The organism is Thalassospira australica (genome assembly GCF_000763295.1).
In the GTDB taxonomy this organism is placed as follows: Bacteria; Pseudomonadota; Alphaproteobacteria; order Rhodospirillales; family Thalassospiraceae; genus Thalassospira; species Thalassospira australica.
Window position 1 is genome coordinate 1 of sequence record NZ_JRJE01000028.1, and the last position, 12,703, is coordinate 12,703.

At 56.4% G+C, this 12,703-nt stretch carries 7 protein-coding genes; all 7 read left to right on the forward strand.

The features are described 5' to 3' along the window. A partial coding sequence (locus JF44_RS20480) for an autotransporter outer membrane beta-barrel domain-containing protein (RefSeq protein ID WP_033069206.1) occupies positions 1 to 1,563 on the forward strand: 1,563 nt, incomplete at its 5' end. Then, entirely contained in the window at positions 1,523 to 2,356 is an 834-nt protein-coding gene (locus JF44_RS0111790; RefSeq protein WP_033069207.1) for an Ig-like domain-containing protein, read from the forward strand. The genes JF44_RS20480 and JF44_RS0111790, both read left to right, overlap by 41 nt. Then, positions 2,340 to 5,090 (forward strand): beta strand repeat-containing protein, encoded by a 2,751-nt coding sequence (locus JF44_RS0111795; RefSeq protein WP_033069208.1) that lies wholly within the window; start codon positions 2,340 to 2,342, stop codon positions 5,088 to 5,090. The genes JF44_RS0111790 and JF44_RS0111795 overlap by 17 nt, the downstream gene beginning before the upstream one ends. After that, a complete protein-coding gene (locus JF44_RS0111800; protein WP_156111675.1) occupies positions 5,065 to 5,877 on the forward strand; it encodes an Ig-like domain-containing protein in 813 nt (270 codons plus the stop codon). Before JF44_RS0111795 ends, JF44_RS0111800 begins: the two co-directional genes overlap by 26 nt. Then, a complete protein-coding gene (locus JF44_RS0111805; RefSeq protein ID WP_156111676.1) occupies positions 5,795 to 6,412 on the forward strand; it encodes an Ig-like domain-containing protein in 618 nt (205 codons plus the stop codon). The genes JF44_RS0111800 and JF44_RS0111805 overlap by 83 nt, the downstream gene beginning before the upstream one ends. A 146-nt stretch (positions 6,413 to 6,558) precedes the next feature. Next, a complete protein-coding gene (locus JF44_RS0111810) occupies positions 6,559 to 12,405 on the forward strand; it encodes a calcium-binding protein (RefSeq protein WP_033069211.1) in 5,847 nt (1,948 codons plus the stop codon). 159 nt (positions 12,406 to 12,564) lie between these two features. Then, entirely contained in the window at positions 12,565 to 12,699 is a 135-nt protein-coding gene (gene rpmH / locus JF44_RS0111815) for a 50S ribosomal protein L34 (RefSeq protein WP_007091264.1), read from the forward strand. Positions 12,700 to 12,703 lie beyond the last annotated feature (4 nt).

Genomic DNA, 12,703 nt, shown 5'->3' on the forward strand with positions numbered 1-12,703 from the left:
GCGATTGCGCTTGATATTGATGCAGGTCTGACCGACAGCTCGGAAACTCTTTCGGTCACGGTTAGTGGTGTTCCGGACGGCGCAACCTTGTCTGCTGGTACGGACAATGGCGATGGCACGTGGACGCTATCTGCAGATGATCTTGAAGGTCTGACGGTCACGCCAGCCGATGACTTCTCCGGTAGTTTTGATCTTGGTGTGACAGCAACGTCTGCCGATGGTGAAGACGTTGCGACGACCACGGACAGCATCTCCGTTGATGTTGCCGGTGTGGCTGATGCGCCGACGCTTGAGACTGCTGATGCTTCTGGTTCTGAAGACAGCGCGATTGCACTGGATATTGACGCGGGGCTGACGGATTCTAGCGAAGTCCTGAGCGTAACCATCTCTGGTGTTCCGGATGGCGCAACCCTGTCTGCAGGTACGGATAATGGCGATGGCACCTGGAGCCTGAGCTCGGATGACTTCGAAGGTCTGACGATCACGCCAGCCGATGACTTCTCTGGTAGCTTCGACCTTGGCGTGACGGCCACATCTGCTGACGGTGAAGATGTCGCAACGACGACGGACAGCATCACGGTTGATGTGACAGGTGTGGCGGATGTACCGACGCTTGAGACGGATGATGCCAGTGGTTCGGAAGACAGTGCCATTGCACTTGATATCGACGCAGGCCTCACGGATTCCAGCGAAGTTCTGAGCGTGACTATCTCCGGTGTTCCGGAAGGTGCGACCTTGTCGGCAGGGACGGACAATGGGGATGGCACCTGGAGCCTGAGTTCGGGTGACCTTGAAGGTCTGACGCTCACGCCAGCTGATGACTTCTCTGGTAGCTTCGATCTTGGCGTCACTGCCCAATCTGCTGACGGTGAAGATGTTGCGACCACGACGGATACGTTGACGGTTGACGTTGCCGGTGTCGCGGATGCGCCGACGCTTGAGACGGCCGATGCCAGTGGTTCGGAAGACAATGCGATCGCATTGGACATCGATGCAGGTCTGACAGATTCGAGCGAAACTCTTTCGGTCACGATTAGTGGCGTGCCGGATGGCGCGACCTTGTCTGCCGGGACCGATAACGGAGATGGCACCTGGAGCCTGAGTTCGGATGACCTTGAAGGTCTGACGGTCACGCCAGCGGATGACTTCTCTGGCAGCTTTGATATTGGCGTCACCGCTCAATCGGCTGACGGCGAAGATGTTGCGACGGCAACTGACAGCATCACGGTTGATGTTGCCGGTGTCGCGGATGCACCGACTTTGGATGTGGCTGATGCCAGTGGTTCGGAAGACAATGCCATCGCATTGGATATCGACGCCGGTCTGACGGACAGCTCGGAAACCCTCTCAATCACGATCAGTGGTGTTCCGGATGGTGCAACCCTGTCTGCGGGTTCAGACAATGGTGATGGCACCTGGAGCTTGAGCTCTGATGACCTTGAAGGCCTGACGATTACGCCAGCTGATGACTTCTCTGGCAGCTTTGATCTCGGCGTCACCGCCCAATCGGCTGACGGCGAAGATGTTGCCTGTTGCGGGTGTTGCCGATGCGCCAATACTTGATGTCGCCGATGCTTCGGGTTCTGAAGACAGTGCGATCGCATTGGACATCGATGCGGGTCTGACCGACAGCTCGGAAACTCTCGCAGTCACGATCAGTGGTGTTCCGGACGGTGCAACCTTGTCTGCCGGTACGGACAATGGGGACGGCACCTGGAGCCTGAGTTCGGACGACCTTGAAGGTCTGACGCTCACGCCAGCGGATGACTTCTCTGGCAGCTTTGATCTTGGTGTCACCGCCCAATCTGCTGACGGCGAAGATGTTGCAACGACCACGGATACGTTGACGGTTGATGTTGCGGGTGTTGCTGATGCGCCGACGCTTGAGACTTCTGATGCTTCTGGTTCAGAAGACAATGCCATTGCACTCGACATTGATGCTGGTCTGACCGACAGCTCGGAAACTCTTTCGGTCACGATCAGTGGTGTTCCCGATGGTGCAACCTTGTCTGCCGGTACGGACAATGGCGATGGTACCTGGAGTTTGAGCTCTGATGATCTTGAAGGTCTGACGATCACGCCAGCGGATGATTACAGCGGATCATTTGATCTTGGTGTGACGGCAACCTCTGCCGATGGCGAAGATGTTGCGACGACCACGGACAGCATCACGGTTGATGTAGCCGGCGTTGCCGATGCGCCGATACTTGATGTCGCGGATGCGTCGGGCAATGAAGACACCGCGATTGCGCTTGATATTGATGCAGGTCTGACCGACAGCTCGGAAACTCTTTCGGTCACGGTTAGTGGTGTTCCGGACGGCGCAACCTTGTCTGCTGGTGCTATCTGCAGATGATCTTGAAGGTCTGACGATTACACCAACGGATGACTTCAGCGGTTCGTTTGACCTTGGTGTCACCGCCCAATCTGCGGATGGCGAGGATGTCGCAACGACGACGGATACGTTGACGGTTGATGTCGCTGGTGTGGCGGATGCGCCAACGCTCGAGACTTCAGACGCCAGTGGTTCGGAAGACAGTGCAATTGCATTGGACATTGACGCGGGGCTGACGGATTCCAGCGAAACTCTTTCGGTCACGATCAGTGGCGTGCCGGATGGCGCGACCTTGTCTGCAGGTACGGACAATGGCGATGGCACTTGGAGCCTGAGCTCGGATGATCTTGAAGGCCTGACGATTACGCCGGCTGACGATTACAGCGGTTCGTTTGATCTTGGTGTGACGGCAACCTCTGCGGATGGCGAAGATGTTGCGACCACGACGGATACGTTGACGGTTGACGTTGCCGGTGTCGCGGATGCGCCAATACTTGATGTCGCGGATGCGTCGGGCAATGAAGACAGTGCAATTGCACTCGACATCAATGCGGGCCTGACCGACAGCTCGGAAGCTCTGTCCGTGACCATCTCCGGCGTGCTGGATGGTGCAACCTTGTCTGCCGGGACCGATAACGGCGATGGCACTTGGAGTCTGAGCTCGGACGATCTTGAAGGTCTGACGATCACGCCAGCCGATGACTTCTCTGGTAGCTTCGACCTTGGCGTGACGGCCACATCTGCTGACGGTGAAGATGTCGCAACGACTACGGACAGCATCACGGTTGATGTGACAGGTGTGGCGGATGCACCGACGCTTGAGACGGATGATGCCAGCGGTTCGGAAGACAGTGCCATTGCACTTGATATCGACGCAGGCCTCATGGATTCCAGCGAAGTTCTGAGCGTGACCATCTCCGGTCTTCCGGACGGCGCGACCTTGTCTGCCGGGACGGACAATGGGGATGGCACCTGGAGCCTGAGTTCGGACGACCTTGAAGGTCTGACGATTACGCCAGCCGATGACTTCTCTGGCAGCTTTGATCTTGGTGTGACAGCAACCTCTGCCGATGGCGAGGATGTTGCCACCACAACCGATAGCATCACGGTTGATGTTGCCGGTGTTGCCGATGCGCCAACGCTCGAGACTTCTGATGCTTCTGGTTCAGAAGACAATGCCATCGGACTGGACATCGATGCCGGCCTTACAGATTCCAGTGAGGTTCTGAGCATCACGGTTAGTGGTGTTCCCGATGGTGCAACCTTGTCTGCGGGTACGGACAATGGGGATGGCACCTGGAGCCTGAGTTCGGATGACCTTGAAGGTCTGACGGTCACGCCAGCGGATGACTTCGGCGGTTCGTTTGATCTTGGTGTGACAGCAACGTCTGCCGATGGCGAGGATGTTGCGACGACCACCGACAGCCTCACCGTTGATGTTGCGGGTGTTGCCGATACCCCGACTTTGGATGTCGCGGATGCTTCGGGCAATGAAGACAGTGCTATTGCATTGGGCATCGACGCGGGGTTGACCGACAGCTCGGAAACTCTCTCGGTCACGATCAGTGATGTTCCGGACGGTGCAACCCTGTCTGCCGGGACGAACAATGGTGATGGCACCTGGAGCCTGAGTTCGGATGATCTTGAAGGTCTGACGATTACACCGGCTGATGACTTCTCTGGTAGCTTCGACCTTGGCGTCACCGCCCAATCGGCTGACGGTGAAGATGTTGCGACCACAAGTGGTTCTATCACTGTGGACGTTGCCGGTGTTGCGGATGCGCCGACGCTTGAGACGGCCGATGCCAGTGGTTCGGAAGACAGCGCGATCGCTCTTGATATTGATGCAGGCCTGACAGATTCGAGCGAAGTTCTGGGCGTGACGATCAGTGGTGTTCCGGACGGCGCAAGCCTGTCTGCGGGGACGGATAATGGGGATGGCACTTGGAGTCTGAGTTCGGATGACCTCGAAGGTCTGACGATTACGCCAGCGGATGACTTCTCTGGCAGTTTTGACCTTGGTGTCTCTGCCCAATCTGCTGATGGTGAAGATGTTGCGACGACCACGGATGCGTTGACGGTTGATGTTGCGGGTGTTGCCGATGCGCCAACGCTCGAGACTTCTGATGCTTCGGGGTCGGAAGACAATGCAATCGCTCTGGACATTGACGCAGGCCTCTCAGATTCCAGTGAAACTCTCTCGGTTACCATCAGGGGTGTTCCGGATGGCGCGACCCTGTCTGCGGGTACGGACAATGGCGATGGCACGTGGACGCTATCTGCAGATGATCTTGAAGGTCTAACGATTACGCCAGCCGATGACTTCTCTGGCAGCTTTGATCTCGGCGTCACCGCTCAATCGGCTGATGGCGAAGATGTTGCAACGACCACGGACAGCATCACGGTTGACGTTGCCGGCGTGGCCGATGCGCCAACACTTGATGTCGCGGATGCTTCTGGTTCGGAAGACAGTGCGATTGCGCTGGATATCGATGCCGGTCTGACCGACAGCTCGGAAACTCTTTCGGTCACGATCAGTGGTGTTCCGGACGGTGCAAACTTGTCTGCGGGTACAGACAATGGTGATGGTACCTGGAGCCTGAGCTCAGATGACCTTGAAGGTCTGACGATCACGCCAGCGGATGACTTCTCCGGTAGCTTCGATCTTGGCGTCACCGCCCAGTCGGCTGATGGTGAAGATGTTGCAACGACCACGGACAGCATCACTGTTGACGTTGGATACGCCGACGCTTGAGACTTCTGATGCTTCGGGCAATGAAGACAGTGCTATTGCATTGGGCATCGACGCGGGGCTGACCGACAGCTCGGAAACTCTTTCGGTCACGATCAGTGGTGTTCCGGACGGTGCAAACTTGTCTGCGGGTACGGACAATGGGGACGGCACCTGGAGCCTGAGCTCGGATGATCTTGACGGTCTGACGATCACGCCAGCTGATGACTTCAGCGGTTCGTTTGATCTTGGGGTGACAGCGACGTCTGCCGATGGCGAAGACGTTGCGACGACCACGGATAGCGTCACGGTTGATGTGGCAGGTGTGGCCGATGCGCCGACTTTGGATGTCGCGGATGCTTCGGGGTCGGAAGACAGTGCGATTGCGCTGGATATCGATGCCGGTCTGACCGACAGTTCGGAAAGTCTCTCGGTCACGATCAGTGATGTTCCGGACGGTGCAACCTTGTCTGCGGGTACAGACAATGGGGATGGCACCTGGAGACTGAGTTCGGATGATCTTGAAGGTCTGACGATTACACCGGCGGATGACTTCTCTGGCAGCTTTGATCTTGGTATCACCGCCCAATCTGCTGATGGTGAAGATGTTGCCACCACGACGGACAGCATCACGGTTGATGTTGCCGGTGTCGCGGATGCGCCGACGCTTGAGACGGCTGATGCCAGTGGCTCAGAAGACAATGACCGACAGCTCGGAAATTCTGAGCGTGACCATCTCCGGTGTTCCGGACGGCGCGACCTTGTCTGCAGGTGCCGACAATGGAGACGGTACCTGGAGCCTGAGCTCTGATGATCTTGAAGGCCTGACGATCACGCCAGCGGATGACTTCTCTGGCAGTTTTGACCTTGGTGTCTCTGCCCAATCTGCTGATGGTGAAGATGTTGCCACGACCACGGATGCGTTGACGGTTGATGTTGCGGGTGTTGCCGATGCGCCAACGCTTGAGGCTTCAGATGCCAGTGGTTCGGAAGACAGTGCCATTGCACTCGACATCGATGCCGGTCTGACCGACAGTTCGGAAAGTCTCTCGGTCACGGTTAGTGGTGTCCCGGATGGTGCAACCTTGTCTGCGGGTACGGACAATGGCGATGGCACGTGGACGCTATCTGCAGATGATCTTGAAGGTCTGACGATTACGCCAGCGGATGACTTCTCTGGCAGCTTTGATCTCGGCGTCACCGCTCAATCGGCTGATGGCGAGGATGTTGCCACCACGACGGACAGCATCACGGTTGATGTTGCCGGTGTCGCGGATGCGCCGACGCTTGAGACGGCTGATGCCAGTGGCTCAGAAGACAATTCACCGACAGCTCGGAAGTTCTGACGGTCATCATCTCTGGCGTTCCGGATGGCGCGACGCTGTCTGCGGGTACGGACAACGGCGATGGCACCTGGAGCCTGAGCTCTGATGATCTTGAAGGGCTGACGGTTACGCCGGCCGATGACTTCTCTGGCAGCTTTGATCTCGGCGTGACGGCAACCTCTGCGGATGGCGAGGATGTTGCGACGACCACGGATAGCCTGATTGTCGATGTTGAAGGCGTGGCCGATGCGCCGACTTTGGATGTCGCCGATGCTTCTGGTTCAGAAGACAATGCGATCGCATTGGACATTGATGCGGGGCTGACAGATTCCAGCGAAGTCCTGAGCGTAACCATCTCGGGTGTTCCGGATGGCGCGACCCTGTCTGCAGGTACGGACAATGGCGATGGCACCTGGAGCCTGAGTTCGGATGATCTAGAAGGCCTTACGCTCACGCCAGCTGATGACTTCTCTGGCAGCTTTGATCTCGGCGTGACGGCAACCTCTGCCGATGGCGAGGATGTTGCGACGACCACCGACAGCATCACGGTTGATGTTGCCGGTGTTGCCGATGCGCCAACACTTGATGTCGCCGATGCATCGGGCTCCGAAGATTCCGCGATCGCATTGGATATCGATGCCGGCCTGACGGACAGCTCAGAAACTCTTTCGGTCACGATCAGTGGTGTTCCGGACGGCGCAAGTCTGTCTGCGGGGGCGGATAATGGAGACGGCACCTGGAGCCTGAGTTCGGATGACCTTGAAGGTCTGACCGTCACGCCACCGGAAGATTACAGCGGAAGCTTTGATCTGGAGATTACGGCGAGTACGCAGGATGGCATTGATATCGCGACTGTGACCGATACGGTTATGGTGAATGTGATTGGAGAAGCCGATCTGCCGACGCTTGAAATTTCAGATGCCAGCGGTTCGGAAGATAACATAATCGCACTCGACATCGACGCTGCCCTGACGGATTCCAGTGAAGTTCTGAGCGTGACCATATCTGGCGTACCGGACGGAGCGACCCTGTCGGCCGGAACGGACAATGGGGATGGTACCTGGAGCCTCAGTCCGGATGACTTTGAAGGTCTGACGATCACACCGGCTGACGATTATAGCGGATCGTTTGATCTTGGCGTTACTGCTCAATCTGCGGATGGTGAAGATGTTGCCACCACGACGGATACGTTGACGGTTGAGGTTGTGGGTGTGGCCGATGCGCCGACTTTGGATGTGGCTGATGCTTCTGGTTCAGAAGACAGTGCGATTGCACTGGATATTGACGCGGGGCTGACAGATTCCAGTGAAGTTCTGAGCGTGACCATTACCGGTGTTCCGGACGGTGCAACCTTGTCTGCTGGTACGGATAATGGTGATGGCACCTGGAGCCTGAGTTCGGACGATCTTGATGGTCTGACGATTACGCCAGCCGATGACTTCTCCGGCAGTTTTGATCTTGGAGTGACGGCAACCTCGGTAGATGGAGACGACAGCAGCAGTTTGACGCAAAGTCTTCAGGTTACCGTTGAGGACGATCCGAACGATACGGTTATCGGAACTGGTGGCGAAGATGTTATTTCAACCGGCGAAGGCGATGATTATATCAACGCAAAGGGCGGGAGCGACACAATCGATGCCGGTTCGGGGGACGATACGGTTTATGCCGGTGGTGGCCGCGATACCATTAGCGCAGGCGACGGAGATGACTACATCAACGCCGGCGGGTCGCATGATATTGTCAATGCGGGTGACGGCAACGACACGATTATAGGTGGTGGTGGCAAAGATACGCTGTCAGGGGGCGAAGGCGATGATTATATCAATGCTGGCAACTCCAGCGATATTGTAGCTGGCGATGCCGGTAACGACACCATTCTTGGCGGCAGTGGCAAAGATACCCTCGATGGTGGCGACGGAACCGATACCCTTTATGGCGGGAGTTCGCATGATATCCTGACCGGGTCAGGGGATGACAAACTTTATGGTGAATCAGGTTCTGACGAAATCCGCTATACGGTCGAGCTGGATGGAGAGGGAACCGGGATTATTGACGGCGGTTCTGATACAGACAGCCTGAAACTTTACCTGACAGCAGACCAGCTTTCATCCGATGGCGTGATTGATGCGCTGCAAGACTTGCAGGATCATATTGAATCTGGAGACGGCGGGAGCCTTTCGCTGGAGGCGCTTGGTGTTGAAGTTGATAACATCGAGAACCTTGAAATCTATGTAGATGGCGCGCTCTATGATCCGGCTGCAGAAGCACCGACATTATCGGCGTCCGACGCAGCAGGTGGCGAAGATACTGCGATTGCGCTTGATATTGCTGCGGGGCTGACGGACAGCACCGAGATCCTGACAGTCACCATCTCCGGTGTGCCTGATGGCGCAAGCCTGTCGGCAGGTGCGGACAATGGTGACGGCACCTGGACACTCAGTGCAAGCGACCTTGACGGTTTGGCCATTACTCCTGCTGATGATTACAGCGGGTCGTTCGATCTGGACATCACTGCAACTTCTGCATCCGGGAATGACAGCGCTACCCAAAGTGACACGATCACGGTTGATGTTGAAGGCGTGGCAGACGCACCGACACTTGATGTCGCGGATGCGTCAGGGAATGAAGATAATGCGATTGCGCTCGATATTGATGCTGGTCTGGCAGACAGTTCTGAGGTCTTGACCGTCGATATTTCAGGCGTGCCCGATGGCGCGACCTTGTCGGCAGGTACGGACAATGGCGATGGCACCTGGACGCTATCTGCAGATGATCTTGAAGGTTTGACGATCACGCCGGCCGGTGACTTCTCTGGCAGCTTTGATCTTGGTGTGACGGCAACCTCTGCTGATGGCGAGGATACGGCAAGTGTATCCGACACCATTACGATTGATGTTTCGGGCATCGCAGACACGCCAACACTGGAAGTGTCTGATGCGTCGGGCAATGAAGATACGGACATTGCGCTTAATATTGATGCGGGTCTGTCCGACAGCTCGGAAACTCTCTCAGTCACGATCAATGGCGTTCCGGAAGGTGCGACCCTGTCTGCGGGTACGGATAACGGGGATGGCACGTGGAGTTTGAGTTCGGACGACCTTGAAGGTCTGACGATCACACCGGCGGATGATTACAGCGGATCGTTTGACCTTGGCGTTACGGCAACTTCTACCGATGGCGAGGACGTTGCGACGACTACAGATAGCATTACGGTTGATGTGGCGGGCGTTGCTGATGCGCCGACTTTGGAACTCGCGGATGCGGCGGGCAATGAAGACAATGTGATTGCGCTTGATATCGACGCGGGGCTGTCAGATTCCAGCGAAGATCTGAGCGTTACGATTTCCGGTGTTCCGGACGGTGCGACCCTGTCGGCCGGGACGGATAATGGGGATGGCACCTGGAGCCTGAGCTCGGATGACCTTGAAGGTTTGACGATCACGCCGGCCGATGACTTCTCTGGCAGCTTTGATCTTGGTGTGAGGGCAACTTCTGTTGATGGCGAGGATACGGCAAGTGTATCCGACACCATTACGGTTGATGTTGCAGGGGTGGCAGACACGCCAACACTTGATGTGGCGGATGCGTCGGGCAATGAAGACAGTGCCATCGCATTGGACATCGATGCAGCACTGAAGGATTCTAGCGAAGTCCTGAGCGTGACGATCAGTGGTGTGCCGGATGGCGCGAGCCTGTCTGCCGGGACGGATAATGGGGATGGCAGCTGGAGCCTGAGTTCTGATGATCTTGAAGGTCTGACGATCACGCCTGCTGATGACTTCTCCGGCAACTTCGATCTTGGTGTGACAGCAACGTCTGCCGATGGTGAAGACGTTGCGACGACCACGGACAGCATCTCCGTTGATGTTGCCGGTGTGGCTGATGCGCCGACTTTGGATGTTGCGGATGCCTCCGGTAATGAAGATTCTGCAATTGCTCTGGATATTGATGCGGGCCTAACCGACAGTTCGGAAATTCTTAGCGTAACCATCACCGGTGTTCCGGACGGTGCGACGCTGTCTGCGGGTACGGACAATGGGGACGGTACCTGGAGTCTGAGTTCGAATGATCTTGACGGTCTGGCGATTACGCCTGCTGATGACTTCTCTGGCAGCTTTGATCTTGGTGTGACGGCCACCTCTGCTGATGGCGAAGACGTTGCAACCGCGACGGATACGTTGACGGTTGATGTCGCGGGTGTTGCGGATGCCCCGACGCTTGAGACTGCTGATGCTTCTGGTTCGGAAGACAACGCAATCGCTCTGGACATTGATGCAGGGCTGACAGATTCCAGTGAAGTTCTGAGCGTGACCATCTCTGGTGTTCCGGACGGTGCGACCCTGTCGGCAGGTACGAACAATGGCGATGGCACCTGGACGCTGGGGGCAGACGATCTTGAAGGTCTGACGATCACGCCGGTCGATGACTTTTCTGGCAGCTTTGATCTTGGTGTCACAGCGACGTCTGCTGATGGTGAAGATGTTGCAAGTCAGAGCGATACGATCACGGTTGATGTGGCCGGTGTGGCCGATACACCGACCCTTGATGTTTCCGATGCCAGCGGTGATGAAGGTAACAGTGTTGCACTTGATATCGACGCAGCCGTGACCGACAGCAGTGAAACGCTGAGCGTGACCATCTCAGGCGTTCCGGATGGCGCGACGTTGTCGGCCGGAACCGATAACGGTAATGGTAGCTGGACCATGACGGCAGCCCAACTAACGGGGCTTACGATTACCTCTGCCAGTGACTACTCAGGTACATTCGAATTGACCGTATCGGCCCAGTCTCGTGATGGTGATGATACTGCCACCACATCAGCAATCATCGAAGTCACCATAGAAGACAATTCCGATCCGGATGAGGTCGAATGGGGGAATTGGTGGAGCGAGGATATCGAAACCGGATCAGGGGACGACACCATTTCTGCTGGTAGCGGCAACGACACCGTTTCAAGCAATGCGGGTGACGATACGATCTGGGGCGGAAGCGGCAATGATGTGATTTACGCCGGTGAAGGCCACGATAGCGTTTCGGGCGATAGTGGAAATGACTATATCAATGCCGGTGAAGGCGATGACAGCATTTCTGCCGGGAGCGGCAATGACACAGTCATTGGGGGTTCGGGCGACAACATCGTTAATGCCGGCGAAGGATCAAATATCGTATGGACCGGCACCGGGAACGATACAATTTCCAGTGGTTCGGGCAATGATGTGATCTATGACGAAGGCGGGGACAATACCGTTTCTGCGGGCGAAGGCAATAACACCATCTGGACCGGAAGCGGGGATGACACCATCTCTTCCGGCAGTAAAAGCGATACCATTTATGGCGGGGACGGGGACGATTCGATCAGTGCCGGAGATGGGAAAAACAAGGTATGGGGCGAAGGCGGGGATGATTCGATCCATGGCGCCTGGGGCGACGATACTTTCTATGGTGGATCGGGGGACGACATCCTCGAAGCCGATGGTGGTGACAACTATTTCGATGGTGGCGAAGGCAACGATACCCTGACCGCGGGATGGGGGGATGACACTTTCTATGGCGGGTCGGGTGATGACACGCTTGATGGTGGTGGAGATGATGACAGCTTGTACGGCGAGGAGGGCGATGACAGCCTTCTGGGCGGTGCAGGCAAGGATTCCCTGCTGGGCGGCGCAGGCAACGACATGCTGCTGGGCGGGGACGACAACGACACCCTGATTGGCGGCATCGGCGACGATACATTGTATGGAGACGGTGGATCAGACCTGTTCATCTTCAATATGGGGGATGGCAATGACCATGTGGATGGTGGTGCCAACGGCTGGACCACCGATACCATTGAACTGAACGGCTATGATGGGGGCAAAATCGACTCGAGCGACTGGACCCTTGTCCTTGATGAAGGTGAAATTACCAAGAGCAAGGGCAAGTCGATTGAACTAACCACCGATTCGTCAGGAACAATCGTCTTTTCGGACGGTTCCGAGTTGACATTTTCCAACGTCGAACGTATCGAGTGGTGACAAATTCACAATTCGAATGCCGTCGGATGAAATTACCGGCGGCATTGCCGGTTTTCTGGGGGTAAACACGCTGTCACGAGTTGACAGCATTGGTGTGAAGCCCTATACAGCGGACCTCGAATTTTATCGGATTACCTTATTTAGAACGGAGTAAGTGCAGTGAAGCGCACCTACCAGCCAAGCAAACTCGTACGGAAACGCCGCCACGGCTTCCGTTCCCGCAGCGCGACCGTCGGTGGCCGCCGTGTGCTTACCGCACGCCGCGCCAAGGGCCGCAAGCGTCTGTCGGCCTAATGTT

Excerpts from the sequence above, each read along its gene's own strand:
- JF44_RS0111790 (WP_033069207.1), top strand. The coding sequence starts at position 1,523 with ATGTTGCCTGTTGCGGGTGTTGCCGATGCGCCAATACTTGATGTCGCC.